This window comes from Aeromonas sp. QDB03, assembly GCF_027707985.1.
GTDB lineage: Bacteria > Pseudomonadota > Gammaproteobacteria > Enterobacterales > Aeromonadaceae > Aeromonas > Aeromonas hydrophila.
In genome coordinates this window covers 153760-180200 of record NZ_JAPCJG010000004.1, presented here as the reverse complement: position 1 = coordinate 180200, position 26441 = coordinate 153760, and the positions used below count along the sequence as shown (strand labels likewise).

At 61.6% G+C, this 26441-nt stretch carries 21 protein-coding genes and 1 tRNA gene; 13 read left to right on the top strand and 9 right to left on the bottom strand.

Annotation, left to right across the window (positions count from 1 at the left end; all coding sequences use genetic code 11):
• Positions 1-18: 18 nt before the first annotated feature.
• The 3 genes from ppx to PG900_RS12250 form a co-directional block, all read right to left on the bottom strand.
• On the bottom strand, positions 19-1509 hold the full coding sequence (ppx, locus tag PG900_RS12260; protein ID WP_270831527.1) for an exopolyphosphatase: 1491 nt from the start codon (positions 1507-1509) through the stop codon (positions 19-21).
• Positions 1499-3568, bottom strand: coding sequence for a polyphosphate kinase 1 (gene ppk1, locus PG900_RS12255; RefSeq protein ID WP_219253510.1), 2070 nt, complete (start codon positions 3566-3568; stop codon positions 1499-1501). Before ppk1 ends, ppx begins: the two co-directional genes overlap by 11 nt.
• A 75-nt stretch (positions 3569-3643) precedes the next feature.
• Positions 3644-4156, bottom strand: a complete 513-nt coding sequence (locus tag PG900_RS12250) for a glycine cleavage system protein R (protein WP_016351315.1) — start codon at positions 4154-4156, stop codon at positions 3644-3646.
• A 211-nt stretch (positions 4157-4367) separates the two neighbouring features.
• Here PG900_RS12250 and PG900_RS12245 point away from each other — a divergent pair, with 211 nt between their 5' ends.
• The 5 genes from PG900_RS12245 to PG900_RS12225 all read left to right on the top strand — a co-directional run bounded on the left by PG900_RS12245 (position 4368) and on the right by PG900_RS12225 (position 10393).
• Positions 4368-5237, top strand: coding sequence for a DUF2726 domain-containing protein (locus tag PG900_RS12245; RefSeq protein WP_043162497.1), 870 nt, complete (start codon positions 4368-4370; stop codon positions 5235-5237).
• Positions 5238-5516: 279 nt separating this feature from the next.
• The gene (locus tag PG900_RS12240) at positions 5517-6938 is read left to right on the top strand and encodes a sigma-54 dependent transcriptional regulator (RefSeq protein ID WP_017409846.1); all 1422 of its coding nucleotides are present in this window, start codon (positions 5517-5519) and stop codon (positions 6936-6938) included.
• 106 nt (positions 6939-7044) lie between these two features.
• Positions 7045-8079: a sensor histidine kinase gene (locus PG900_RS12235; protein WP_264098287.1), complete on the top strand. Its 1035-nt coding sequence runs from the start codon at positions 7045-7047 to the stop codon at positions 8077-8079.
• A 61-nt stretch (positions 8080-8140) separates the two neighbouring features.
• A complete protein-coding gene (locus PG900_RS12230; protein ID WP_264098286.1) occupies positions 8141-9484 on the top strand; it encodes a sigma-54-dependent transcriptional regulator in 1344 nt (447 codons plus the stop codon).
• 147 nt (positions 9485-9631) lie between these two features.
• Positions 9632-10393, top strand: coding sequence for a Nif3-like dinuclear metal center hexameric protein (locus tag PG900_RS12225; protein ID WP_016351311.1), 762 nt, complete (start codon positions 9632-9634; stop codon positions 10391-10393).
• Positions 10394-10510: 117 nt separating this feature from the next.
• Here PG900_RS12225 and purN read toward each other — a convergent pair whose 3' ends face one another.
• Both purN and purM read right to left on the bottom strand, forming a co-directional pair.
• Positions 10511-11149, bottom strand: coding sequence for a phosphoribosylglycinamide formyltransferase (gene purN / locus PG900_RS12220; RefSeq protein ID WP_162901864.1), 639 nt, complete (start codon positions 11147-11149; stop codon positions 10511-10513).
• A 32-nt stretch (positions 11150-11181) separates the two neighbouring features.
• The gene (gene purM, locus PG900_RS12215; RefSeq protein WP_073350871.1) at positions 11182-12219 is read right to left on the bottom strand and encodes a phosphoribosylformylglycinamidine cyclo-ligase; all 1038 of its coding nucleotides are present in this window, start codon (positions 12217-12219) and stop codon (positions 11182-11184) included.
• Between the two features lie 175 nt (positions 12220-12394).
• On the opposite strand from purM, the gene upp reads away from it, so the two are divergent.
• The 3 genes from upp to hda all read left to right on the top strand — a co-directional run bounded on the left by upp (position 12395) and on the right by hda (position 15110).
• Positions 12395-13021 (top strand): uracil phosphoribosyltransferase, encoded by a 627-nt coding sequence (gene upp, locus PG900_RS12210; protein ID WP_005302745.1) that lies wholly within the window; start codon positions 12395-12397, stop codon positions 13019-13021.
• A gap of 143 nt (positions 13022-13164) precedes the next feature.
• A complete protein-coding gene (locus tag PG900_RS12205) occupies positions 13165-14193 on the top strand; it encodes a DUF2066 domain-containing protein (RefSeq protein WP_270800240.1) in 1029 nt (342 codons plus the stop codon).
• A gap of 215 nt (positions 14194-14408) precedes the next feature.
• Positions 14409-15110, top strand: coding sequence for a DnaA inactivator Hda (hda, locus tag PG900_RS12200; RefSeq protein ID WP_005320168.1), 702 nt, complete (start codon positions 14409-14411; stop codon positions 15108-15110).
• A gap of 249 nt (positions 15111-15359) precedes the next feature.
• On the opposite strand, the gene aceA is transcribed toward hda, so the two are convergent.
• From aceA to PG900_RS12180, 4 genes are all read right to left on the bottom strand, one after another.
• A complete protein-coding gene (aceA, locus tag PG900_RS12195) occupies positions 15360-16673 on the bottom strand; it encodes an isocitrate lyase (protein WP_011706620.1) in 1314 nt (437 codons plus the stop codon).
• A 75-nt stretch (positions 16674-16748) separates the two neighbouring features.
• Positions 16749-18356, bottom strand: a complete 1608-nt coding sequence (gene aceB / locus PG900_RS12190; RefSeq protein WP_270831526.1) for a malate synthase A — start codon at positions 18354-18356, stop codon at positions 16749-16751.
• A gap of 717 nt (positions 18357-19073) precedes the next feature.
• Positions 19074-19220, bottom strand: a complete 147-nt coding sequence (locus tag PG900_RS12185; protein WP_162837656.1) for a hypothetical protein — start codon at positions 19218-19220, stop codon at positions 19074-19076.
• Between the two features lie 287 nt (positions 19221-19507).
• Positions 19508-19584 (bottom strand) — tRNA-Pro (locus tag PG900_RS12180).
• Positions 19585-19857: 273 nt separating this feature from the next.
• Between PG900_RS12180 and tadA the strand changes: the two genes are divergently transcribed.
• The 5 genes from tadA (at position 19858) to phoU (ending at position 26279) form a co-directional block, all read left to right on the top strand.
• Entirely contained in the window at positions 19858-20397 is a 540-nt protein-coding gene (gene tadA / locus PG900_RS12175) for a tRNA adenosine(34) deaminase TadA (RefSeq protein ID WP_106552931.1), read from the top strand.
• 206 nt (positions 20398-20603) lie between these two features.
• Entirely contained in the window at positions 20604-22841 is a 2238-nt protein-coding gene (locus PG900_RS12170) for an ABC transporter permease subunit (protein ID WP_270831525.1), read from the top strand.
• A 32-nt stretch (positions 22842-22873) separates the two neighbouring features.
• Positions 22874-24523, top strand: a complete 1650-nt coding sequence (pstA, locus tag PG900_RS12165) for a phosphate ABC transporter permease PstA (protein ID WP_077095386.1) — start codon at positions 22874-22876, stop codon at positions 24521-24523.
• Positions 24524-24632: 109 nt separating this feature from the next.
• Positions 24633-25451 carry a phosphate ABC transporter ATP-binding protein PstB gene (gene pstB, locus PG900_RS12160; protein WP_011706615.1) on the top strand — a complete coding sequence of 273 codons (819 nt, stop codon included), beginning with the start codon at positions 24633-24635 and terminating at the stop codon, positions 25449-25451.
• A 117-nt stretch (positions 25452-25568) separates the two neighbouring features.
• A complete protein-coding gene (gene phoU, locus PG900_RS12155; protein WP_005334097.1) occupies positions 25569-26279 on the top strand; it encodes a phosphate signaling complex protein PhoU in 711 nt (236 codons plus the stop codon).
• Positions 26280-26441: the final 162 nt, after the last annotated feature.

Below are 26441 nucleotides of genomic sequence, written 5' to 3'. Positions count from 1 at the left end.
TGTCTCGCTGTGTCGGCGTCAGCCGAGCTGGAACAACAGTGGCCAGCCCTGCTCCTGACAGTAGCGGTGCTCCTTCTCCAGATTTTGCATCAGCAATTTGTTCTCGTCGCACCAGTCCAGTGGCAGGGTGACCACCAGCTGATCGTCGGCGGCCTGCACATGCCAATCGGGTAGCAGGTTGTCCTGGCGCCTGTGGTGGGCGGCGACTGCGAGGCGCAGGATGCGGATGCAGCGCAGCACCGTCTGTTCATCGTGGTTGGGCAGGGAAGGGAGCTCGGAGAGCTTGAGCCCCTTGCGGTGAAAGCGTACCAGCGCGGCCAGCAGGGCCTGATCGTCCTGGTTGAAGCCGGGCAGGTCGGTGTGCTGCAGGATATAGGCGGAATGTTTGTGAATGCCGCTGTAGTTGATGGCAAGGCCGATTTCGTGCAGCCGCGCCGCCCAGCCGAGGATGGCGCGATAGGGCTCCTCCGGCATCTCCCAGGGGCCGCTGAGCAGATCGAACAGGGTCAGCACGCTCTGTTCGACCCGGCCAGCCTGACGCTTGTCGATGCGATAGTGGGTGGAGAGCGCCAGGGCAGTGCGTTCGCGAATGTCGTGGTGCTGCAGGCGCTCCTCGAACTCGTACAGCAGTCCCTCACGCAGGGCGCCATCGGAATAGTCCATCCGCTCGATGGGCAGCGAGGTGAAGAGCCCGAGCAGGATGGCCACCGCGGCGGCAAATACCTCCTGACGTTCTTCGGTGAGGCCGGCCAGCTTGAGATCGCCGACCCGCTTGTGCCGGATCATCTCCTGCTTGAGCCGTTCCAGCCCGGCCAGGGTGATGGCGCCATCGGTCCACTCTTCCCCCTGCAACACATCGCGCACGGTGCGGATCGAGCCCGAGCTGCCGAGGCAGCTCTGCCAACCCAGCTTGCGGTACTGGTTGATGATGGGGGCGAGCTGGTGCTGGGCTTCCAGCACTGCATTGTTGAAGGCTTTTTCGCTCAACTTGCCGTTGGCAAAGAAGCTCTGGGTGAAGCTGACGCACCCCATCTTGCGGCTGGTGAGCGCCTTGTGATCGAAGCCCTCGCCGATGATGAGCTCGGTGCTGCCGCCGCCGATGTCCACCACCAGTACCTGGCCTTCGATGTGCTGGGTATGGGCGACCCCCTGATAGATGAGGCGCGCCTCTTCCTGGCCGCTGATGATCTCGATGGGGTGGTTGAGCACCTTGGCCGCCTCGCTCACGAACTCGCGGACGTTGCTGGCACGGCGCAGGGTATAGGTGCCGGCGATGCGGATCTGATCCGGCTTGATGTTGGTCAGCCGCTCGGCAAACAGGGCGAGGCAGTCGAGGCCCCGGGTCATGGCTTCGGCAGACATGCGGCGCTGGCTATCCATTCCCTCTGCCAGCCGCACCCGTTCTTTTATCCGATCGACGATCTGCAGCCGTCCCTCGGTGAGGCGGGCGATGACCATGTGAAAGCTGTTCGAGCCCAGATCCACGGCGGCGTACAGGCTATTGTCCATTGTTTGACTCTATGCGTTTGAGGTAGTCGTAAATCGCGACCTGGGAACGGATCTTGCGGCGGTTGCCCCGCTTCACGTACTCGTTCTTCTGGTCGGCATCAATGACCCGCGCCTTGCAGGTGTCACTCAGTTGTAGCTCGAGAATGTCGAGGATGCGCTGCTTGAGCCGCTCGTCATAGATGGGGGTACCCACCTCGATGCGGCCGTCGATGTTGCGGCTCATCCAGTCGGCGCTGGAGATATAGAGCTGGGGATTGCCCTTGTTGTGGAACACCATCACCCGCGGGTGCTCGAGGAAGCGGTCGATGATGCTGATCACTTTGATGTTGTCGCTCAAGCCCGGCACACCCGGACGCAGGGCACACATGCCGCGGATGATCATCTGGATGGGCACCCCGGCCTGACCGGCGGCATAGAGCCGGTTGATGAGGTCTCTGTCCACCAGGTTGTTGATCTTGAGGGTGATGCCGCTCGGCTGGCCCGCCTTGGCGTTGGCCAGTTCGTTGTCGATGAGCCGGTAGAGCTGGCGGCGGCTGTTGATGGGGGAGACCAGCAGGTGGTTGAACTTGTAGCGCCGATAAGGGTATTCGATGTACTCGAACACCCCCTCCACCTCGGCGGTGATGTCCGGGTGGCGGGTCAGCAGGGAGAAATCGGTGTAGATCTTGGCGGTCTTCTCGTTGAAGTTGCCGGTGCCGATGTGGGCGTAGCGCACCGCCTCACCCTGCTCGTGGCGGGTGATGAGGCAGAGCTTGGAGTGGATCTTGAGGCTCGGCACCCCGAACACCACCTTGACGCCGGCATCGGTCAGGATGTTGGCCCAGTCGATGTTGGCCGCCTCGTCGAAGCGGGCGCGCAGCTCCACCACCACGGTCACCTTCTTGCCGTTGTTGGCGGCGTCGATGAGGGAGTGGATGATCCGCGACTTCTTGGCCACCCGGTAGATATTGATGCGAATGGCGCTGACCGCCGGATCGAACGCCGCCTGGCGCACCAGCTCGGTGAAGTGGTGGAACTTGTGGTACGGGTAGTAGAGCAGTATGTCCTGCTTGGTGATGGCGTCGAAGGCATTGACGAAGCCGTCAAAATCGCGGCAATCCAGCGCCGGCAGTTTGGGGTTTTCCAGATAATCCCGGCCCACGTTGGGGAAGCCGATGAAATCCTTGAAATTGTGATAGCGACCGCCCGGCATGATGGCGTCGTAGGAGCTGATTTGCAGCTTGAGCTTCAAGAAGCTTATCATCGCCGCCGGCATCTCCCGCTCGTAGACGAAGCGCACCGGCATGGCGGTGAGACGCTGCTTCAAGCCGTCACTCATCTTATCCACCAGGCTCAGATCCAGCTGGTCGGAGAGGTCATATTCGGCATCCCGGGTCAGCTTGACCGCGTAGGCGGCTATCTCGTCGTAGTCGAAGAAGCCCTTGAAGATCTCGTCGAGACAGAAGCGGATGACGTTGTCGAGGATGATGATCTGCTTCTTGCGGCGGGTGCCCTCGGGCGGCAGCTGGAAGAAGCGGGGCAGATCGTCGGTCGGTACTTCCACCAGCGCGTACTGGATCACCTGACCGTTCTTCTTCATCTCGATGGCCAGATAGGTGTATTCGTCTTTCAGGAACTTGACCGGGTTGACCTCCTTGTTGAGCAGGATCGGGATGATGTGGCGCAGCACCTTCTCCTTGAAGAAGACCCGCAGCCACTGCTGGATGGACTCGGAGAGCTGGTACTCGTTGACCAGGAAGATGTTGTGGCGGGCGAGCGCTATCAACAGCTCCTTGTAGGTGTTGTCGAACGCCTCGCCGAGCGCCATTACCTTCTGCTGGATGGCGCGCAGCAGCACCTTGGCCTCGTCGTCGCCACCGTGTACTTCGTTGATCAGGATGCGGCGCTTGACGTCCGATACCCGCACTTTAAAGAACTCGTCCTGGTTGGAGGAGAAGATCCCGAGGAAGCGGACCCGCTCGATGAGCGGGACCGTCTTGTCCATTGCCTCTTGCAACACCCGTTCATTGAATGAGAGCCAACTCAGCTCCTTCTCTTCATACTGCTTGTCGGTGCTCATGTGATGCCTCTGTGGTCAGGTCGCGTCTGCGCGGCAGTTATGGCGTGGAAATATGACAGATTGATGACCATCCGCTCAGTCGATGATGGCCTGATCGATGTCGACCACCAGATCGTCCGACAACGACTCCAGCGCACTGATGAGATCCCCCAGTTCGAGTCGGGGTGGCAGCGCCACCAGAGCGTGGGCGTAGAAGAGCGGGGCGCCGGAGTGGGGAGCCGGTTCGCAGCCGGTGGTGAGGTCGGCCACGTTGATGTTGAGCTGACGCAGGATGCTGGCTACTTCGTGGACGATGCCGGCCCGGTCGTTGCCGGTGACGCTGACCATCACCTGCCGTTCCGGCTCCTGGCTGAGCTGGCCTTCGGCAAAGCTGACGGTGAGACCGGGCAGCATCACCAGCGCCTCGCACAGGCTGCGGTAGTGTTCGTCAGGCACGCTGACGTGCAGGATGCCGGCAAATTGTCCCGCCAGCTCGCTCATGGAACTGGCCAGCCAGTTGCCCTGCTGGTGGGTGATGACGTCCGCCAGACTCTCGACGATACCGGGCTTGTCAGCGCCTATCACGGTCACGACCAATTGCTTTTGCATCCTGCTCTCCTTGGAAAATGGGTACTCCGTAGCATTGTGCCTGCTGTCACAGGCCATATGAAGCCCCGCCCACCGCAAATATGGTGAAAAAGCACCGCCGGGAGGGGGTTGGCGCCATTTCTGCACTGCCTGCGCCCGCTGCACCGTGGTAGAGTGATGCCCCTGTTTTGTATTGTGAACCGGATAGCTCTTGTGAACGGGATGTGCGCGTATGAATAGCCTTGTCGTATCGGGATTGGTGTTGTTGGTGTTGCTGCTGCTGGCGATCTTCTGGAGCAGGGGCAAGAAGGGCAAGGCGCTGCCCTATGATCTGCAGGAGACCCTGTTCAGCCCCGCCGAACGCTCCTTCCTCGGCGTGCTGGATCTGGCGGTCGGCGACCAGGCCCGGGTCTTTGCCAAGGTGCGGGTCGCGGACGTGCTGACGCCGGAGACGGGCATGGGCAAGAGCAAGTGGCAGCAGGCGTTCAACAAGATCAGCGCCAAGCACGTGGACTATCTGCTCTGCCACCCCTCCGATCTCTCCTTCATCTGCGCCATCGAGCTCGATGACAGCTCCCATCGCCACCAGAAGCGCAAGGTGCGCGACAGTTTCCTCAAGGCCGCCTTTGACAGCGCCGGTCTGCCGCTGCTGCAGATCCCGGCAAGCAGCCATTATCAGGTCGAGGAGCTGCGCGAACAGATCCTGCCGCTGCTAAGCGGCCCCCGCAGAGCTCCGGATGAGGATCTGCTGCCAGGGGATCGCCGCGAGCCCACCTTCAGTCCCCTGCAACTGGATCGGGTCGAGGTGGAAGAGCCTCGTCATGGCGGTCGTGCCCCGGCCGTGGCCCCCATCAAGGCGATCGTATCGCCACGCAGCGCGCCGCTGCCGGCGGCTGACGCCGAGCTGGTGGAGAATCTGTTTGCCGAGGTAGAGGATGAGGAAGAAGAGTATCCCCATCAGGTGCCGCACTGTCCGCGCTGTGATGCGCCGCTGGTGGAACGGGAAGCCAAGAAGGGCCCCCATGCCGGCCGGCTGTTCCTGGCCTGCAGCCGCTTCCCCGAGTGTCGCTACGCCGCCCCCCATACTCACGCCCGCCATTGATCCTCACCGCCTGTTTGCGGCTTGCTATTGGCCGCAAACAGGCGCACCTGCTCGTGTTCCTGCCTCTCTTGCTTGCCCGCTGCCTGCCCACCGTACCTAAAAAAAGAGGCGACAAAATTTATCTTGTTGCGCCGTTGGGTCGATAAACTTAGGTGAAATGCGACAAATTTTGACAATGCGTCGGAATTTTGGCACTTTGTGCATCCTGCATAAAGTGCGTGGTTTGACCACATAAGCACAATAAAACAATAAGTTACGTCGAGAATAAGAGGGATGGATATGATGGCAATGGGAGTGTTGATTGTTGACGCCGATGCGCAGCGGCGCCAACAGTTGGGGACAGTTCTCTCGTTCATGGGGATCCCCTGGCAGGACGTTGCCGAGGGCGATCTGGATGTGGCCATCGAGTCATCCGGCCCGCTGCAGGGGGTGCTGACCGGTTCCCTCAACGGCCGCCCGCTGGGCGAGCTGCTGACCGGATTCCCCCGGGTGCCTTTCCTGTCGCTGGTGGAGGCCGATTTCCCCAACAGCAACTTCATCGGGGTGGCCGAGGCGCCCTTCACCTACGAATCCCTGACCCGCCATCTGCACTTTTGCCAGGCCTTCGTCTCCCTCCATCCTCGTCAGCAGACCCACGACAAGGGACAGGCGCTGCTGCGCCTGCTGGTGGGCAAGGGCAAGGGGATCCAGGAGGTGCGTCGGCTCATCAGCCAGGTGGCCGAGACCGATGCCAACGTGCTGATCCTCGGCGAATCGGGTACCGGCAAGGAGGTGGTGGCCCGTGCCATTCATGAACTGTCCGGCCGAAGCCAGGGCCCCTTCGTGCCCATCAACTGCGGCGCCATTCCGGCTGAGCTGCTGGAAAGCGAACTGTTCGGCCACGAGAAGGGGGCCTTCACCGGTGCCATCGCGGCCCGGCGCGGGCGCTTTGAGCTGGCACAGGGGGGCACCCTGTTTCTCGACGAGATCGGCGACATGCCGCTGCCGATGCAGGTCAAACTGCTGCGGGTGCTGCAGGAGCGGTTGTTTGATCGGGTTGGCGGCGGCAAGCCCATCCAGGCGGATGTGCGCATCATCGCGGCCACCCACCGGGATCTGGAAGCCATGATCCGTACCCAGGGTTTTCGCGAAGATCTCTACTATCGCCTCAATGTCTTCCCCATCGAGACCCCACCGCTGCGGGATCGGGCCGACGACATCCCGCTGCTGCTGCAGGAGCTGCTCAACCGCCATGCCGAGCTGCATCAGGGGATGATCCGCCTGACCCAGCGCGCCATGGAGTCCCTGATGCAGTACCCCTGGCCCGGCAACGTGCGCGAGCTCTCCAACCTGCTGGAGCGGCTGCTCATCCTCTACCCGCAACAGATCGTCGACGTGGCTGACTTGCCGAGCCGCTATCGTCTGCTGCCGTGCGAGCCGCGGGACGAGCGGCTGACCGAGATGGACGAGCGCGATGCACTGGCCGCGGTGTTCCAGGATCCGCCCGAGCTGGATCTGCCCGCCAGCCACGCCCGCGCCATGCAACTGCCGGAGGAGGGGGTCAACCTCAAGGAGATGCTGGCCGATCTGGAGGTGGAGCTGATCCGCCAGGCGCTGGAGTCCCAGGATGGGGTGGTGGCCCGCGCTGCCGACCTGCTCGGCATGCGCCGTACCACCCTGGTAGAGAAGATGAAAAAATACGGGATGAGCAAGGAAGCATAAGGGTCAAAGCCTTGACGCCTAGCTTTAAGGCTTTGATTTTATATGTGAATTTTAGTGGCATGGAAATTGAATAAGCTGACTCAGTCGCCAGTTTGAGGTCAGCTTTATGACAGCCCAGCCGCAGGATACCCCGCTCCAGTCTCACGAGGTGAGCCAGCTTTACGCCATCTTCACGGCGCTGCCCACCGGTGTCTTGCTGCTCGACGGCGAGGGCCGGATCACCCGCGCCAACCCGGCCGCCAAGGCGCTGCTGGGAGAGCCGCTGGAAGGCCAGGCCTGGCGCCAGATCATCGACCGCTGTTTCCAGCCCCGCGAGGATGACGGCCACGAGATTTCCCTGCGCGATGGGCGCCGGGTCCAGCTGTCGACCCAGCCGCTGCCGGATCAGCCGGGCCAGCTGGTATTCATCAACGATCTGACCGAAACCCGCCAGCTGCAAGATCGCATCAACCACATGAAGCGGTTGTCCGCCCTTGGCAACATGGCCGCCTCGCTGGCCCACCAGATCCGCACCCCGCTCTCCGCCGCCATGCTCTATGCCGCCAACCTAGCCAACCGCACCCTCAAACCTGAATCCCGCAGCCAGTTCCAGCAAAAGCTGATGGCGCGCCTGCAGGATCTTGAGAAACAGATCAGCGACATCCTGCTGTTTGCCCGCAACGGCGACAACCAGGTGGTGACCCCGACGTCGGTGCAGGGGTTGCTGGCCGAGGTGCAGGCCGGCGCCGAGGCATTTTGCAGCCAGCAGGGCTGTGAGCTGCACATAGAGGCGCCGGAGCCCGATCTCTGCCTGCTGGCCAACAGCAGCGCGCTGGCGGGGGCGGTCAACAACCTCATCGCCAATGCCCAGCAGGCCGGCGCCACGTCGCTGCTGGTGAGCGCGGTGCGCAGCGGCGCCCGGGTGGAGCTGCGCATTCTCGACAACGGCAAGGGGATGCCCGCTCACCTGCTGAGCCAGATTTTTGAACCCTTCTTCACCACCCGCGCCCAGGGCACCGGCCTTGGGCTGGCGGTGGTGCAGTCCGTGGTCCGTGCCCATCAGGGCGAGGTCAGCGTGGCCTCGGTACCCGGCGAGGGGACCTGTTTTACCCTGTCGTTCCCCCTGCACCAGCAAGCGGCGCAGCTGGGGGGTGTAGCATGAGCGTCAGGCTCGTGGAAATGAATATTGCAGCGGCCAGGTTGGCTGTGGTGGGAGGTGTAGCATGACTCAGGCCCGGATCCTGGTAGTGGAAGATGACAATGGCCTGCGCGAAGCGCTGGTGGACACCCTGTTGCTCGGCGGCTATGAGTGCCGCGAGGTGGACAGTGGGGAGCGGGCTTTGCTGGCCCTGTCACGCCAGAGCTTCGACATGGTGATCTCGGATATCCAGATGGGGGGCATGGATGGCCTGACCCTGCTGGCCAACATTCGTCAGCAATATCCCCAAGTGCCGGTGCTGTTGATGACCGCCTACGCCAACATCGACGGTGCGGTGCGCGCCATGCGCGAAGGCGCCATCGATTACCTGGCCAAGCCCTTCTCGCCCGAGGTGCTGCTCAACCAGGTCAGCCGCTATGTGCCGGCCCAGAAGGTGGAGAAGCGGGCCGTGGTCTATGGCGATCCCAAGACCGCCGAGCTGTTCCAGCTGGCGACCCGGGTGGCCAGAAGCGAGGCCACCGTGATGGTGACCGGTCCGAGCGGGACGGGCAAAGAGGTGCTGGCCCGCTACATCCACGACAACTCCAGCCGTGCCGAGCAGACGTTCGTCGCCATCAACTGCGCCGCCATTCCGGAAAACATGCTGGAGGCGACCCTGTTCGGCTATGAGAAGGGGGCCTTTACCGGTGCGGTACAGGGCTGCCCCGGCAAGTTCGAGCAGGCGCAGGGTGGGACCCTGCTGCTCGACGAGATCACCGAGATGGATCTGGGGCTGCAGGCCAAGCTGCTGCGGGTGTTGCAGGAGAAAGAGGTGGAGCGGCTCGGCAGCCGCAAGATGATCCCGCTCGACGTGCGGGTCATCGCAACCAGCAACCGGGATCTGAAAAAAGCGGTGCAGGACGGCCTGTTTCGCGAGGATCTCTACTACCGGCTCAATGTCTTCCCGCTGCGCTGGACGGCGCTGTGGGAGCGTCCCGGCGACATACTGCCGCTGGCGGAGCACCTGCTGGTGTTGCATGCCGGTCAGCAGGGATTGCCGACGCCGCAGCTCACAGAACCCGCGCGCGAGCGGCTGCTGGCTCACCCCTGGCCCGGCAACGTGCGCGAGCTCGACAACGTGGTGCAGCGGGCCCTGATTCTGAGCCCCGACGGCCTCATCGGCTGCGAGCACCTGATCCTGGAAGAGGTGGAGGAAGAAGAGATCCGCCTTGTCGGCAGTGAGCGCAGCAGCGGCAGCGAGCACCTGGGCAGCGAGCTCAAGCAGCAGGAGCACCAGATCATTCTCGACACCCTGCAGGATTGCAACGGTAGCCGCAAGGCGGTGGCCGACCGGCTCGGCATCAGCCCGCGCACCCTGCGTTACAAGCTGGCCCAGATGCGCGAGGCGGGGATCGACCTGCCGGCCTGAAGCCATTCCAGGCCCTGCCATGGGCCACAGTGCGGGAGGCATCATGGTCTTGGCGGCCAGCCTCGATTATCATGGGGCCTCGGCGTTATGAGCCCGATTCCTGTCTGCATCGCCGCACAGGGGTCGGCGCCTTTATAAGGGACCCCTATGATCTCTCATCGAAAACTCGAAACCGTACTCAACCATCTGCTCGAACCGCACGCCATCAAGGATTACTGCCCCAATGGCCTGCAGGTGGAGGGGCGTGAACGCATTCGCAAGGTGGTGACCGGTGTCACCGCCAGCCAGGCCCTGATCGATGCGGCCGTGGCCGCCGATGCTGACGCCATCCTGGTCCATCACGGCTACTTCTGGAGCGGTGAACCGGCCCAGATCACCGGCATGAAACAGCGCCGCATCAAGACCCTCTTGACCCACGACATCAACCTGTTTGCCTACCACCTGCCGCTGGACGTGCATCCCGAGGTGGGCAACAACGCCCAGCTCGCCAAGCTGCTCGACATCAAGGTGCGCCGCGGCCTCGAGCCCTGGAACAGCAAGAGCGTCGCCATGGTGGGCAAGCTGGAAGAGCCCATGAGCGGCAGCGATTTTGCCAAGCTGATTGCCGAGCGGCTCGGCCGTGAACCACTCCATTGCGGCGACAGCGGCCCCGAGCTTATCCGCTCGGTGGCCTGGTGCACCGGCGGCGGTCAGAGCTACATCAATCTGGCGGCAGAGCAGGGCATCGATGCCTTCATCTCCGGCGAAGCCTCCGAGCAGACCATCCACACCGCCCGCGAGATGGGGATGCACTTCTACGCTGCCGGCCACCATGCCACCGAGCGTTACGGCGTCAAGGCGCTAGGGGAGTGGCTGGCGACGGTGCACGGGCTGGATGTGACCTTTATCGATATCGACAATCCGGTCTAGGGCCGATTAGCCGCGCAGCGGCGTAATCGGACGTGATGACAGCAATTGCGCTGGTAGATAGAAATGACAAGGGAGGCCTGGGCCTCCCTTGTTGCATTTTATTACTGCGGTTAGCGGTTACTCGCTGGCATAGCCTGCCGGGCCAAGCTGCATGCCATCGAGCAAGGCAGACCCTGCCCGCATCTGCAAGCGCCCTTCACAGAACCACTGCACCACCAGCGGGTAGATGCTGTGTTCCTGCACCTGTACCCGGGCCGCCACCTCGCCGGCATCATCCTCTGCGAAGATGGGGACGCGCGCCTGCAGGATCACCGGGCCGCCATCCAGCTCTTCGGTGACGAAGTGGACGCTGGCGCCATGCTCGTCGTCACCGGCGTCGATGGCGCGCTGGTGGGTGTGCAGCCCCTGATATTTCGGTAGCAGGGAGGGGTGGATGTTGATCATCCGCCCGGCAAAGTGCCGCACCAGGTCGGCACTCAGGATCCGCATAAACCCGGCCAGTACCACCAGATCGGGCTGATAGCCCACCATCAGCGCCAGCAGGGCTGCGTCATACTCCTCCCGGCTGGCAAACTGCTGCTGGGCGAGGATGGCGGTGGCCACCCCCGCCTCTTTGGCACGCACCAGACCATAGGCATCGGCCTTGTTGCTGATGACGCCGACCACCTGACCGGCAATCTTGCCGCCGGCACAGCCGTCGAGGATGGTCTGCAGGTTGCTGCCGTTGCCGGAGATCAGCACCAGGATGCGTTTCATGGGGGAGGTCATTTGGCTGTTGATCCGGTCATTCATTGAATGATGACCTGCTCCTCACCATCGGCCGCCTTGGCGATATGGCCGATATGCCAGGCGTTCTCGCCTTCGGCCTTGAGCAGGGTCAGGGCTTTTTCCAGCTGATCTGCCGGCAGGGCGATGATCATGCCGACGCCGCAGTTGAAGGTGCGGTACATCTCGTGGCGGGTGACGTTGCCGGCTTGCTGCAGCCAGCTGAACACCGCCGGCCACTGCCAGCTCTGCTCGTCGATCACCGCCTTGGTGTTGGCGGGCAGCACGCGCGGGATGTTCTCCCAGAAGCCGCCACCTGTGATGTGGGACAGGGCGTGGATCTCGCACTCCTTGATGAGCTTGAGCACGGGTTTCACGTAGATGCGGGTCGGTTCCAGCAGGGCGTTGGCCAGGGTGGTGTCACCCAGCGGCTGCTGCACGTCGGCCTTGGAGACTTCCAGGATCTTGCGTACCAGCGAGAAACCGTTGGAGTGGGGGCCGCTGGCGGCCAGGGCGATCAGGGCATCCCCTTCGCCGACCTTGCTGCCGTCGATGATCTCGCTCTTCTCCACCACACCGACGCAGAAACCGGCGATGTCGTAGTCTTCCCCTTCATACATGCCCGGCATCTCGGCGGTCTCGCCGCCCACCAGGGCGCAACCGGACTGCTCGCAGCCGGCACCGATGCCGGTGACCACGGCCGCGGCGGTGTCGACGTCCAGTTTGCCGGTGGCATAGTAGTCGAGGAAGAAGAGGGGCTCGGCGCCTTGCACGATGAGGTCATTGACGCACATGGCCACCAGGTCGATGCCGACGGTATCGTGCTTTTTCAGATCGATGGCGAGGCGCAGCTTGGTGCCCACCCCGTCGGTACCGGAGACCAGCACCGGCTCCTTGTAGCCCGCAGGGATTTGACACAAGGCCCCAAAGCCGCCAAGACCACCAAGGACTTCAGGACGACGAGTGCGCTTTGACACGCCCTTGATACGTTCAACCAGTGCATTGCCGGCATCGATATCCACGCCAGCATCCTTGTAGCTCAGTGAGGTTTTGTCAGTCACGCGTATTCCCCGTCATATAAAGAAGTGGAGGGTAAAATTCGGGGCGTATTCTAACAGTGGCGGTGAAAAACCAGAAAGGAAATCGTTTGCGCGTTTTTGCACGGAAATGCTCTACAAGCGGCGGCTTTTGTTGTATGATTCCGCGATTTTTTTGCGGCAGTTAGAGGAGATAATAATGAAAGTCGTTGAAGTCAAACACCCCCTGGTCAAGCACAAGATCGGTCTGATGCGTGAAGGCGATATCAGCACCAAGCGTTTCCGTGAACTGGCCAAGGAAGTGGGCAGTTTGTTGACCTACGAAGCGACCTCTGACTTCGAAACCGAGAAGGTTACCATCGATGGCTGGAATGGGCCAGTGGAAGTTGACCAGATCAAGGGCAAGAAGGTCACCGTGGTGCCCATCCTGCGTGCCGGTCTGGGCATGATGGATGGCGTGCTGGAGCACATGCCGAGCGCCCGCGTCAGCGTAGTCGGTATCTACCGCGACGAAGAGACCCTGCAACCGGTTCCCTACTTCGAGAAGATCGTCAGCAACATCGAAGAGCGTCTGGCGCTGGTCATCGACCCCATGCTGGCTACCGGCGGCTCCATGATCGCCACCATCGACCTGCTCAAGAAGAAGGGCTGCCAGTCCATCAAGGTGCTGGTGCTGGTTGCCGCACCGGAAGGCATCAAGGCGCTGGAAGCCGCTCACCCGGACGTGGAGCTGTTCTGCGCCTCCATCGACCAGGGCCTGAACGAGAAGGGCTACATTGTCCCGGGTCTGGGCGATGCCGGCGACAAGATCTTCGGCACCAAGTAAGCCTCGATCGCCTCATCGCGCGCCAGCAGGCGCGCAAACGGAGCCGGCACCCCGCCGGCTCCGCTGTTTCTCCCGCCCCGGCTTGCTGCCATGCGCGCCTTGCCGCTACCATAAGCACCATCTCCCATTTCGAGACTCCTCTCATGCTCAAACGTGTTGTGACCGCCCTCTGCTGCGGCTTGTCATTCATGGTGTCGGCCGCCCAGGTGACCGATCTCTATCAGGGCAAGGCGCCCACCAGCGGCGACATGGCGGCGGCTCAGTCCCAGGCCCTGGGCGAGGTGCTGATCAAGGTGACCGGCAAGCGCGACATCCTGACCCAGCCGGCGGTGGTCAAGGCACTGACGGCCCCCGGCGAGTTCGTGCAGCACTACGGTTATCAGGATGTGGGGCCGGTGAAGTTTCTCAAGGCCGATTTCGATGTGGCCAAGGTCAATGCCCTGGTGGCCGAGAGCAAGTTCGCCCTGCTGGGCCCGGCCCGGCCGCAGGTCGCCATCTGGCTGGTGATCAATGAAGGGGAGCGGCGCATTCTGCCGGATCAGTCCAATGATGGCTGGGCTGCCGCCCTGCGTACCCAGGCCCAGGCCATGGGGCTGCCGGTCAGCATTCCGCTGATGGACTTGGACGACAACATGGCGGTCAACGCTACCGACGTCTGGGGCCGCTTCGCCGATCCCATCCTCAAGGCGAGCCAGCGTTACGGCGCCGAGATGGTGGTGCTGGGCAAGCTGACGCCCGATGGCAAGGAGGAGGGCAAGTGGAGCATCGACTGGGGTCTCTACGGTCCCAAAGCGGGCGGTGAGCTGAGCGAACTGACCAAGGGAGAGGGCGCCGGCACCCAGGCCGAGGTGGCGCAGACGTTCGCCGATGCCCTGGCAGGCTGGCTGGTGCAGAACTACGGGGCGCGTATCTCCGGTGTCGCCTCCAGCCAGACACTGGTGGTGGAGGGGTTGTCCGGCATCGATGGCATGATCACGGTGCAGAAGATGTTGCAGGGGATGGCCAGCGTCACCAAGGTGGAGATTGGCAAACTGGAGGGGGACAAGGTGACCTTCAACCTGAGCCTGCAAGGGGACAAGGCCGAGCTCATCCGCGGGCTGCAGCTGGAGAGCCGACTGCGCCAGCTGGCGGATACCCCCGAGGGGCTGAGCTATCAATGGTCGCAGCCCTGATCCTGGCGAGGATCCTGACCGGCTGGCCGGGCATAACCAGCGTGGGCCCAGGGTGCGGTTTTTCGCGCCGGCCAAGGAGTAGCCGCTTTCGTTAGTAATGGTCGCAGCCTGGATCCTTTATGAGGATCCACACCGCCCGGCATCGTCCGGGCGGTTCTCTATCCGCCTTCGCGATGATACACTTGCCCGCAAATGTCACAGTCAAAGCCCAACGAGTGAAGCAACCGGCCCAACTGTCTTTAGCCGTACAACTACCGGATGATGAAACCTTCGTCAGTTTTTATCCCGGCAACAATGCTCATCTGATCACCGCCCTCAAAAATGCGGCCATTGGTCAGGGCTCACCTTTCCTCTATTTCTGGGGGGCCAAGGGATCGGGCCGCTCCCATCTGCTGCACGCCACCTGCGCCGAGGTCAATGCCCGCGACGCCGCAGCCGCTTATCTCTCCCTCGATCAGTTCGAACAGCTGGATCCCAGCATGCTCGACGCCCTCGAAAGCCTGCCGCTGGTCTGCCTCGACAGCCTGGAGGCGATCGCCGGCAATGCGCAGTGGGAGCGGGCCCTGTTCGATTTTTACAACCGCTGGCAGGAGAAGGGCGAGGGGACCCTGGTGGTGACCGGTTGCAGCGCGCCGCGCAAACTGGGGCTGCAACTGCCGGATCTCGCTTCCCGGCTGGACTGGGGAGTGAGTTTCCACCTCGACGAGCTGGACGATGAAGGCAAGCTCAGTGCCCTGCAGCTGCGTGCCGAGCTGCGGGGCTTCAAACTGCCCATCGACGTGGGCCGCTTCCTGCTAAACCGTCTCTCGCGCGACATGCGCACTCTGCTCACCACTCTCAATCAGCTCGACAACGCCTCCTTCCGTGCCAAGCGCAAGCTGACCATTCCCTTTGTCAAAGAGATCCTCGAGCTCTGAGAACCTGGCCACGTTCTTACTGCGAGGCCGTGAGCAAGGCTCATGTGCTGCTCGGAATCCTCATGTATCCATATACACTCCGGTTCCTGCACTGCTCTTCACCTTGCTGACGACCTCTCGTCACAGACCGTGAACAGGTTCTATCGCTTTGTTCCTTCTCCCTTCGGGAGAAGGGCCTTTCAAAAAAGAAACCCCGGCCAGTGGCCGGGGTTTTGCTATCTCAAGGACTCTCTCAAAGAGTTCCGTCTATCAGTGGAACTGATCTTCTTCGGTGGAGCCGGTCAGCGCGGTCACCGAGGATTGGCCGCCCTGAATGACGGTGGTCACCTTGTCGAAGTAACCGGTACCCACTTCCTGCTGGTGTGCCACGAAGGTGTAACCCCGCTCGGCAGCGGCGAACTCGGGCTGCTGCACCATTTCGACATAGTGCTTCATCCCTTCGCCACGGGCGTACTGGTAGGCCAGCTCGTACATGTGGAACCACATGTTGTGGATACCCGCCAGGGTGATGAACTGGTACTTGTAGCCCATGTCGGACAGCTCCTGCTGGAAGCGGGCGATGGTGGCATCGTCCAGGTTCTTCTTCCAGTTGAAGCTCGGCGAGCAGTTGTAGGCCAGGATCTTGTCCGGGTACTGGGCCTTGATGGCCTCGGCAAACTTGCGCGCCTCGTCCAGATCCGGCTTGGCGGTTTCGCACCACACCATGTCGGCGTAAGGGGCATAGGCCAGACCGCGGGAGATGGCTTGCTCGATACCGGCCTGCACCTTGTAGAAGCCTTCTGAGGTGCGCTCACCGGTCAGGAAGCCAGCATCGTACGGATCGGCGTCCGTGGTCAGCAGGTCGGCGGCGTTGGCGTCGGTACGGGCGATCACCAGGGTGGTGGTGCCGCAGACATCGGCTGCCAAACGGGCTGCGATGAGCTTCTGTACCGCTTCCTGGCTCGGCACCAGCACCTTGCCGCCCATGTGGCCGCACTTCTTGACGGAAGCGAGCTGATCTTCGAAGTGCACGCCGGCGGCGCCTGCTTCAATCATCCCCTTCATCAGCTCGAAGGCGTTCAGCACGCCGCCGAAACCGGCTTCGGCATCCGCTACTATGGGTAGGAAGTAGTCGATGAAGCCCTTGTCCTGCGGGCCCACCTTGTTGGCCCACTGGATCTGGTCGGCACGGGCGAAGGAGTTGTTGATGCGCTCGACCACCGACGGCACCGAGTTGGCTGGGTAGAGGGACTGATCCGGGTACATGGTGGAGGAGAGGTTGTTGTCCGCCGCCACCTGCCAGCCGGAGAGGTAAATTGCCTCGATGCCTGCCTTGGCCTGTTGCACCGCCTGACCGCCGGTCAGTGCGCCGAGGCAGTTTACATAGCCCTTCTTGGCGCCGCCGTGGATCAGTTCCCACAGCTTGTCGGCACCGCGCTGGGCCAGGGTGTGCACCGGTTGCAGGCTGCCACGCAGGTTTACCACGTCTTCGGCGCTGTAGCCGCGCTTGATCCCTTTCCAGCGGGGGTTTTCCGCCCAGTCTTTCTCGATAGCCTGGATCTGTTGCTCACGGGTCAGTGCCATATCAGTTCCCTCTTTCATTGATTTCACGTTTCCATTGACTTGTTATTGGCGAGCCCCGCTGGGGAGGCCCTTAGTTCAGAGCCGCTCGTAACCGGGCAGCGTCAGAAAATCGATCAGTGTATCGGCGCAGGTGATCTGTTCCATCAGCTCGCTCGCCTCGGCGAAGCGGCCTGCCTGCCAGCGCTCGGCCCCCACTTCGGCTTTGACCACCTCCTGCTCCTCGGCCAGCATCTGGCGGAACAGATCCTTGGTCACCACCTTGCCGTTCGACAGGCTCTTGCCGTGTCGGATCCACTGCCAGATGGAGGTGCGGGAGATCTCGGCGGTGGCGGCGTCTTCCATCAGACCGTAGATGGGCACACAGCCGTTGCCGTTGATCCAGGCTTCCAGGTATTGCAGCGCCACCCGGATGTTGGTGCGCATGCCCGCCTCGGTGCGCTCACCCTCGCAGGGGGCCAGCAGCTCGGCGGCCGTGATGGGGGCATCCTGCTCGCGCAGCACGCCGATCTGGTTGCTGGCGCCAGCCGGGATGGCGGCGTTGAACACCGCCATGGCGGTATCGGCGAGGCCGGGGTGGGCCACCCAGGTACCGTCGTGGCCGTTGTTGGCTTCACGCTCTTTATCCGCCTTCACCTTGGCAAATACCTGTTCATTCACGGCAGGATCTTTCGCCGGGATAAAGGCCGCCATGCCACCCATGGCCAGCGCGCCGCGCTTGTGGCAGGTCTTGATCAGCAGCCGGGAATAGGCGGAGAGGAAGGGTTTGTCCATGGTCACTACCTGGCGGTCCGGCAGGACGCGATCAGGGTGGTTCTTCAAGGTCTTGATGTAGCTGAAGATGTAATCCCAGCGGCCGCAGTTGAGGGCGACGATGTGATCCTTCATCTGATAGAGCAGCTCGTCCATCTCGAACACCGCCGGCAGGGTTTCGATCAGCACGGTGGCCTTGATGGTGCCGCGGGGCAGGCCGAATTTGTCCTCGGTCCAGGCGAACACTTCGCTCCACCAGCGCCCTTCCAGGTGGCTCTGCAGCTTGGGTACGTAGAAGTAGGGGCCGGAGCCCTTGGCCAGCAGCGCCTGATAGTTGTGCAGGAAGTAGAGAGCGAAGTCGAACAGGCCGCCGGGTATGGGAGCGCCATCAAAGGTGACATGTTTTTCCGGCAGATGCAGACCGCGCACCCGGCAGATGAGTACGGCCGGATCGGCGTTCAGGGTATAAGCCTTACCTTCCGGGCTGGTGTAGGAGACGGTGCCGTTGACCGCATCGCGCAGGTTGATCTGACCCTCGATCACCTTGTTCCAGGCCGGTGCCAGTGAATCCTCGAAGTCCGCCATGAACACCTTGACGTTGGTGTTGAGGGCGTTGATCACCATCTTGCGCTCGACCGGGCCGGTGATCTCCACGCGGCGATCTTGCAGGTCGGCGGGAATGCCGCGCACCGTCCAGTCTCCGGCGCGGATGTGGGCGGTTTCAGGCAGAAAATCGGGCAGCTCGCCGCCGTCGATGCGGGCCTGGCGCGCCACACGTTGTTTCAATAATTCGTCCCGTTGGGGAGCAAAGCGTTCCACCAGTTCGGATACCAGGGCCACCGCATCCGGCGTCAGAATTTGCGCGTAATCGGGATGCGTCTCGCCCTGGATGCGCAGACGAGCGCTGCAGTGGGTCTGGGCCGGTGCCGACATAGGGTTCACTCCTTTGAGAATTACATTTTGAACTAATTAACTACGACTAAAGTCGATCCCTGTTTTTTTCAAACTTCCCGTAACAACGGGGTAACACGATTCATAAGGTGCGAAATATTGCTCTATTCGTCAACAGGTTTTTTAAAACGCACGTTTTGGTCATGATGTTAAGTTGATGTTTATAAAGAATTTATGTGATTAGCGTAAAAACTCTATGCAGATGGTTATGCTCTTGTTTTTCATCCCCTGCCGGTGGCGGATGGTGAGGGGGGATAGGGACGCAGGGGTGTAAGTTATTACGTAATAAAATTACAAATGCAAAAACAAATCCCGACCTAACTCCAAGCTTCTAAAAAACACATGTATGAAATGAAAGATGTAAACCCAGCAGGCATGTAACTCCTGCTGGTGTTGAGGAGAGAACGTTTGTTTAAAACTGAAATGGCCAAGAGGGGTCGAATGGGATCTGGTCGGCAGAGGATGAGAAAGTGAGGCGCAATAACGTAGGTTTGTATCACTTGGGTGGATGAGGAGCCTGGGGGCAGGGAGGGGATGTGGTAGTGGATATGACTACTGTTGTTTAGTTTTGTAGCATTTTATTGTTATTTGTGTCAGCGGGCCATCCTGGCCCTCAAAGGAGGTAAAACGGGGCGCCATTTCCAGTGCCACTGCCATTTTCTCCCGGTAGTTCAAGAGCGGCATGTCTGCGCCGTCGGCTCAGTAATCATCGTCCGGGGCCGCCAGATCGACGACATCGAGCCGCACGACCGGGCCGTGTTCGGTGGCATACTGATTGGTTGCGGACTCGGTAGCCGGTTGGGGCAGGGGGGCGTACTCGGGCTGTGTTTCAACTGCTTTGGTCATGGGTGCTTGCCTCATTGATTGCAAGCCGGTCGGTGACTCCGTCACCCGCGCTCCCACCTCCCTGTTTGAACTGCCGGCGGAAAAGTTGCGTATCCTAGCGGGACTCTTGAAAGGTTTCAAGCGGTTCTGAATGAAATTTGTACCACAACTGTGTGGTGACTCTGCGACAGGTTCACCCAGGAAGAGCATTCAGACGGTCTGCTGATGCGCTGCGACAGTTGCGGCAGGAATATTAAAGCAGGCAAAAAAATAGCCCAGTCGCGAGACTGGGCTATTTTCGGGGAAATTGGTCGGTGTGAGAGGATTCGAACCTCCGACCCTCTACACCCCATGCAGATGCGCTACCTGGCTGCGCTACACACCGACGAGGTCAGTTCGAGCTGACGGAGGGAAGTCTAATGATCTGAGCAAATGGGTGCAACTCCTTTTTTATCAGGGAGATGCTGACTGCTTCTTTATTGTGCAGGCAAGATGCGACTTGGGGCTGTGGCGCAGATTTGGCATAATCGCCGCCCCGTATTGCCGGGGATCCCGCCATCACGCTGCTTGGCGGCGTTACCCGGTTGCGGCCAATGGTCGGCAGGCAATCAAGCTGTAAGTGCATCGCCAGCAACCCGTCACAGAGAGGAACCAGGGTGTGAAACCATCAGACGTCACAGAATCAGTGAGCCAGTGCGAGCAGGATGAACGCTGGATGCGCCATGCCATGGCGTTGGCCGAAAGGGCGGAGGGGATCGGCGAGATCCCGGTCGGGGCTGTGCTGGTGCTGGGTGACGAGATCGTGGGGGAGGGCTGGAACCGCTCCATCAGCGAGCACGATGCCTGTGCCCATGCCGAAGTGATGGCGATCCGGGCCGCCGGCGTTCGGCTGCAAAACTACCGTCTGCTCGATACCACCCTCTATGTGACGCTGGAGCCCTGCTGCATGTGCGCCGGTGCCCTCATCCACAGCCGGGTCAAACGGGTGGTCTATGGCGCCCGTGATCTCAAGACCGGCGCGGCGGGTTCGGTGTTCGAGATCTTGCAGAACCCGCGCCATAACCACGGGGTCGAACTGACCGGCGGTGTGCTGGCCGATGCCTGCTCGGCCCAGTTGTCGGACTTCTTCCGGCGGCGGCGCGCCGAGAAAAAGGCCGCCAGATTGGCACTGCAACAAAGCGGCGGCCCCGCCGACTGAGAACGGCGAAGTCGGCGAGGCCGCCTTCGCGCGTTATATTTTTCTATATCTTCTTATAAAACAGATGGTTGGCAATGCTGTTTGTCAGCGGATCCTGGTCTGAATTCCCCTTCAAAATAACCTCTTCCCAGAGGGCTTTGATGTAACAAAACTGTCATGCAACCGCCATATAATGCCGCCAAGCCTAGCTCACATTGAGGTTTTGCATGTCATCGGAATCGATAAACTTAGGTATGGCGGGCAGCAGAAAGCGCCGTATCAAGGATAAGTTGGCCAAGTACGGGGTCACCACGGGTGGTGCTCTGGTACTGGTTGCCCTGTTGCTCATTTTCTTCTACCTGCTCTATGTGGTGAAACCCATCTTCAATGGCGCCACGATGGAGCCGACCGCGTCATTTACCTTGCCCGTGGCGGGCAAGACCGCCTGGCTCGGGGTGGAAGAGCAGAACGAGATTGGCTATCGCTTCAGCGACAAAGGCCAGGTCAACTTCTTCGCCGTCCAGGGGGATGGCAAGGTCAAGGTGGGCCAGGTGCTGGGTCAGGCGCAGGTGAAGGGTGACATCACCGCCGTCGCCCCTCCCGCGCCAGGCCAGAAGCTCATCGCCTATGGTTTTGCAGATGGCAAGGCCCAGGTGGTGCAGCCCTATTTCAAGGTCTCCTATCCCAACGACGTGCGGGTCATCGAGCCCAGCCTGCAGTCCCCCTTCGGCGAAGAGCCGGTGGTGGTGGACCCCCAGGGCAAGGCGCTGACGCTCATGGTGTTTGAAGCCACCAAGGACAAGATGGCCACCGCCGCCGTGACCGCCGATGGTCGTGGCGTGATGGCGGTGATGAGTGGCGAGGAGAACTTCCTCTCCGGTGACATCGAGTGGATCGCCCAGAACTACAGCATCCCGTCCCTGCCGCGTCATGTGGATCAGATGCTGCTGACCCCCAACCTGCGCATTCTGTTCGTGCGCGAAGGCAACCGCCTCTCCGTCTACGACATTCACAACCTCAATGACATCTCCCTGCGCGATGTCATGGAGATAAACGCTCCCAACGCCAACGTGACCCGGGTCGAGCTGCTCTCCGGCGCCTCCTCGCTGCTGGTGGGCAATGACAACGGCGTCATCTCCCAGTGGTTCGAAGTGGCCCGGGATGGCAAGCGCCAGTTCACCCAGATCCGTGACTTCAAGGGCGATGGTGCCGTGGCGCAGCTGACCCCGGAGCACTTTCGCAAGGGCTTCATCAGTGCCGACAAAGAGGGCACCGTCAGCTTCTTCCACGCCACCGGCGAGACCAAGCTGCTGAGCGAGAAGGTGGAGGGCGGCGCGCTGTCGGCCCTGGCCATCTCCCCCCGTCACAACGTGCTGCTGATGCAGCAGGGGGATACCTTCAAGCTGTTCGCAGTGGAGAACGAGCACCCTGAGGTGACCTGGTCGGCCCTCTGGCAACAGGTGTGGTATGAAGGCTATCCCGAGCCCCAGTACGTGTGGCAGTCCACCTCCGCCAGCAACGACTTCGAAGCCAAGCTGAGCCTGGTGCCGCTGGTGTTCGGCACCCTCAAGGCCTCCTTCTATGCCATGGTGTTTGCGGTGCCGCTCGGCGTCGCTGGCGCCATCTACACCGCCTACTTCATGTCGGCGGGGCTGCGCAAATACGTCAAGCCGACGGTGGAGATCATGGCGGCGCTGCCGACCGTTATCCTCGGCTTCCTAGCCGGTCTGTGGCTGGCCCCCATCATCGAAGGGGCGCTGCCCGGGGTGGTGCTGCTGTTGATCCTGCTGCCGATGGGAATGCTGCTGACCGCCTTGATCTGGAACTACCTGCCGGAGCGCGGCAAATCCTGGTTGCCGGAAGGGTGGCACGCCATCTTGCTGATCCCGGTGCTGCTGCTGATTGGCTGGGGCGCCTTCGCGGTGAGCCCGCTCATCGAGAACGCCTTCATGCATGGGGATTCGCGCATCTGGCTGACTCACGAGATGGGCATCAAGTTCGACCAGCGCAACTCGCTGGTGGTGGGCATCGCCATGGGCTTCGCGGTCATTCCGACCATCTTCTCCATCGCCGAAGACGCGGTCTTCTCGGTGCCCAAGCACCTTACCCAGGGCTCATTGGCACTGGGGGCCACCCCGTGGCAGACCCTGAGCCGAGTGGTGATCCTCACCGCGAGCCCGGGCATCTTCTCGGCGGTGATGATGGGCCTTGGCCGCGCCGTGGGCGAGACCATGATAGTGCTGATGGCCACCGGCAACACGCCCATCATGGACTTCTCCATGTTCCAGGGGCTGCGCACCCTGGCCGCCAACATCGCGGTGGAGATGCCGGAATCGGAAGTGGGCAGCTCGCACTATCGAGTGCTGTTCCTCGCTGCCTTCGTGCTGTTCGTGTTCACCTTCTTGTTCAATACCCTGGCCGAGTTCATCCGTCAGCGGTTGCGTGAAAAATACAGCTCTCTGTGATGGGCTGCTCTGAAAGGACCGAGGAATCGACAATGGGTAAGTGGTTTAAATCGGGGGCCCCCTGGATCTGGATGACCGGCGGCGCCGTCAGCCTGAGTCTGGTAGCGGTACTGGGTCTGCTGCTGCTGATCGGCTGGCGTGGTCTGGTCTACTTCTGGCCCCATCCCATCTATGAGTGGCAACTGGAAGACGCCCAGGGCAACAAGAGCGTGCTGATCGGCGAAATCAACGACCGCGAGCTGGTGCCGGTAGAGCGGCTGCGAGCCGCCGGCCTGCCGCTGGAGGGGGAAGAGCGCGAGCTGCTGACCCGCTATCTGGTCAAGACCGGCAACCGCGAGTTCGTCGACCTGGACTTCCGTTGGGTACTGGAGACCGACATCAAGTCCCAGAGCCTGCCGACCGAGCTGGCCATGGTGGAGCGTGCCACCAACGGCAACTTCTACGGCTACATCGTCGGGGTGAAAGAGGATGGCAAGGCGCTGACCGAGAACCTGCATCCTGCCCTGCAGCGGGTGCTGGCACGGGCCAACGGTCTCTCCGAGCAGGCCGACGATCTGCAGAAAGGCGACATCGGCAGCATCAACTATCAGCTGGAGCGGCTGCGACTCAAAGAGCGCAAGGCCGAGCTGGACGACAAGCTGACCGATCAGCTTAAAGCCGAGCTGGCGAGCGAGCGTCAGGCCCTCAACGACCATTATCAGGTGCTGGAAAAAGAACTCTTTTCCCTGCGTGCCCAGGCGGACAGAGACAGCATCACGGTCAAGGACATGCGTGGCGAACTGGTGACCATGCCCATGTCCAAGGTGCTGGATGTGGTGTGGCCCAACGACATGAGTCTGCCGGCCAAGGTGGGCTACTGGTTCCACCAGATCGGCAAGTTCGTCTCCGACGATCCGCGCGAGGCCAACACCGAGGGCGGGGTGTTCCCGGCCATCTTCGGTACCGTGTTCATGGTGTTCCTGATGGCGATCATCGTGACCCCGCTCGGCGTGGTGGCGGCGGTCTACCTGCACGAATACGCGGGCAAGAACAGCCTGACCAAGATCATCCGCATCGCGGTGATCAACCTGGCGGGTGTGCCCTCCATCGTGTACGGCGTGTTCGGTCTGGGCTTCTTCGTCTACACCCTCGGTGGTTCGCTGGACCAGCTGTTCTACCCCGAAGCGCTGCCGAGCCCGACCTTTGGCTCCCCTGGCGTCATCTGGTCGGCGCTGACTCTGGCCATCCTGACCCTGCCGGTGGTGATCGTCTCCACCGAAGAGGGGCTGGCCCGGATCCCGAGCACCATCCGCCAGGGCTCGCTGGCACTGGGGGCCACCCAGGCCGAGACCCTGTGGCGCATCGTGCTGCCGATGGCTAGCCCGGCCATCATGACCGGCCTCATCCTGGCCATCGCCCGCGCGGCCGGTGAAGTGGCGCCGCTGATGCTGGTGGGGGTGGTGAAACTGGCGCCGACCCTGCCGATGGATGGCAACTTCCCGTACCTGCACGTGGAGCGCAAGTTCATGCACCTGGGCTTCCACATCTATGACGTCGGCTTCCAGAGCCCCAACGTCGAGGCGGCGCGCCCGCTGGTCTACGCCACCTCCTTCCTGCTGGTGACGGTGATCGTCGGCCTCAACCTGACGGCCATCGGGATCCGCAACCACTTGCGTGAGAAATTCCGGTCGCTGGAACATTGATAGACCAGCACCACAGAGACGGGTAGGGAACGGGGTTCCCTGCCAGCCAAGCGTTCCGGCCGCGGGCAATGAGAGTGCCCGCCGCCACCGACAGATTTTGAGGTAACAGATGATCAACGTAACGACCGCATCCAGCCAGCACACCGCGACCGACCTGCTCAACCTGAGCCCGGAGCAGACCGCGCTGGAAGTGAAGGATCTCAACCTGTACTACGGCAACAAGCAGGCGCTGTTCAACGTCAACATGAAGATCCCCAAGGGCCAGGTCACCGCCTTCATCGGCCCCTCCGGCTGCGGCAAGTCCACCCTGCTGCGCTGCATCAACCGGATGAACGATCTGGTGGAGATCTGCCGCATCGAGGGCGAAATCCAGCTGCACGGACACAACATCTACGACAAGAGCGTCGATGTATCCGCCCTGCGTCGTCAGGTGGGCATGGTGTTCCAGCGTCCCAACCCCTTCCCCAAATCCATCTACGAGAACGTGGTCTATGGCCTGCGTCTGCAGGGCATCAACGACCGTCGCACCCTGGACGAGGCGGCCGAGCGCTCTCTGCGCGGCGCGGCCCTGTGGGACGAGGTGAAGGATCGCCTGCACGACAACGCCTTCGGTCTCTCCGGTGGTCAGCAGCAGCGACTGGTGATTGCCCGTGCCATCGCCATCGAGCCGGAAGTGCTGCTGCTGGATGAACCGACCTCGGCGCTCGACCCCATCTCCACCCTCACCATCGAGGAGCTGATCAACGAGCTCAAGAGCCAGTTCACCGTGGTGATCGTGACCCACAACATGCAGCAAGCGGCGCGGGTCTCGGATCAGACCGCCTTCATGTACATGGGCGAGCTCATCGAGTACTCGGACACCAACACCATCTTCACCACCCCGGCCAAGAAGAAGACCGAAGACTACATCACCGGCCGTTACGGCTAAGGGATGCTGGTGATGGAGATGAGCAAGATGAGCAAGATGAGCAAGATGAGCATCAACAAACAGATTACCGGTCAGTTCAACGACTAAGGCATACTCGGAGCATCAAGGATTATTTGTATGGACAATATGAACCTCAACAAACACATCTCCGGTCAGTTCAATGCCGAGCTCGAGAGCGTGCGCAACCAGGTGCTGGTGATGGGCGGGCTGGTGGAGCAGCAGCTGACCGACGCCATCGCGGCGATCCACGATCAGGATCTGGACGCGGCGCGCAAGATCGTGGCCAACGACCACAAGGTCAACGCCATGGAAGTGGCGATCGACGAGGAGTGCACCCGCATCATCGCCAAGCGCCAGCCCACCGCCTCCGACCTGCGGCTGGTGATGGCCATCATCAAGACCATCACCGATCTCGAGCGCATCGGCGATGTGGCGGACAAGATCGCCCGCATGCTGACCGACAACGCCAACAAGCCGCAGCCGCCGCTGGTGTCGCTGGAGAACATGGGGCGCCGCACCATCAAGATGCTGCACGACGTGCTGGACGCCTTCGCCCGCATGGATCTGGATGCGGCGCTGGCGGTCTACAAGGAAGATGACAAGGTGGATCGGGAGTACGAGTCCATCATCCGCGAGCTGATGACCTACATGATGGAAGATCCGCGCACCATCCCCCAGGTACTCAACGTGCTGTGGGCGGCGCGGGCCATCGAGCGGGTGGGGGATCGCTGCCAGCACATCTGCGAGTACATCGTCTATTACGTCAAGGGCAAGGACGTGCGCCACACCAAGGCGGACGATCTGGGCACCCTGCTGGGGAAAGGGTGAGTCTGAGATGCATAAAAAGGCGCTTTGAGCGCCTTTTTTGTTGCCTTTTCAGTCAGTGCAAGATATCGCCACCCGCTTGGCGCTTTTCTGCTAGAATATGCCCCCTGTGTGAGTCCTGGATTGACTCACGGTCCGGTCTCCCGGGCCCAGTTTGCCGTCTTG

Bases quoted from the DNA above. Each gene is read 5' to 3' on its own strand.
- ppx (WP_270831527.1), bottom strand. From the start codon at position 1,509: ATGGACAATAGCCTGTACGCCGCCGTGGATCTGGGCTCGAACAGCTTT.
- ppk1 (WP_219253510.1), bottom strand. From the start codon at position 3,568: ATGAGCACCGACAAGCAGTATGAAGAGAAGGAGCTGAGTTGGCTCTCA.
- PG900_RS12250 (WP_016351315.1), bottom strand. From the start codon at position 4,156: ATGCAAAAGCAATTGGTCGTGACCGTGATAGGCGCTGACAAGCCCGGT.
- PG900_RS12245 (WP_043162497.1), top strand. From the start codon at position 4,368: ATGAATAGCCTTGTCGTATCGGGATTGGTGTTGTTGGTGTTGCTGCTG.
- PG900_RS12240 (WP_017409846.1), top strand. From the start codon at position 5,517: ATGATGGCAATGGGAGTGTTGATTGTTGACGCCGATGCGCAGCGGCGC.
- PG900_RS12235 (WP_264098287.1), top strand. From the start codon at position 7,045: ATGACAGCCCAGCCGCAGGATACCCCGCTCCAGTCTCACGAGGTGAGC.
- PG900_RS12230 (WP_264098286.1), top strand. From the start codon at position 8,141: ATGACTCAGGCCCGGATCCTGGTAGTGGAAGATGACAATGGCCTGCGC.
- PG900_RS12225 (WP_016351311.1), top strand. From the start codon at position 9,632: ATGATCTCTCATCGAAAACTCGAAACCGTACTCAACCATCTGCTCGAA.
- purN (WP_162901864.1), bottom strand. From the start codon at position 11,149: ATGAAACGCATCCTGGTGCTGATCTCCGGCAACGGCAGCAACCTGCAG.
- upp (WP_005302745.1), top strand. From the start codon at position 12,395: ATGAAAGTCGTTGAAGTCAAACACCCCCTGGTCAAGCACAAGATCGGT.
- PG900_RS12205 (WP_270800240.1), top strand. From the start codon at position 13,165: ATGCTCAAACGTGTTGTGACCGCCCTCTGCTGCGGCTTGTCATTCATG.
- aceA (WP_011706620.1), bottom strand. From the start codon at position 16,673: ATGGCACTGACCCGTGAGCAACAGATCCAGGCTATCGAGAAAGACTGG.
- aceB (WP_270831526.1), bottom strand. From the start codon at position 18,356: ATGTCGGCACCGGCCCAGACCCACTGCAGCGCTCGTCTGCGCATCCAG.
- PG900_RS12185 (WP_162837656.1), bottom strand. From the start codon at position 19,220: ATGACCAAAGCAGTTGAAACACAGCCCGAGTACGCCCCCCTGCCCCAA.
- PG900_RS12170 (WP_270831525.1), top strand. From the start codon at position 20,604: ATGTCATCGGAATCGATAAACTTAGGTATGGCGGGCAGCAGAAAGCGC.
- pstA (WP_077095386.1), top strand. From the start codon at position 22,874: ATGGGTAAGTGGTTTAAATCGGGGGCCCCCTGGATCTGGATGACCGGC.
- pstB (WP_011706615.1), top strand. From the start codon at position 24,633: ATGATCAACGTAACGACCGCATCCAGCCAGCACACCGCGACCGACCTG.
- phoU (WP_005334097.1), top strand. From the start codon at position 25,569: ATGGACAATATGAACCTCAACAAACACATCTCCGGTCAGTTCAATGCC.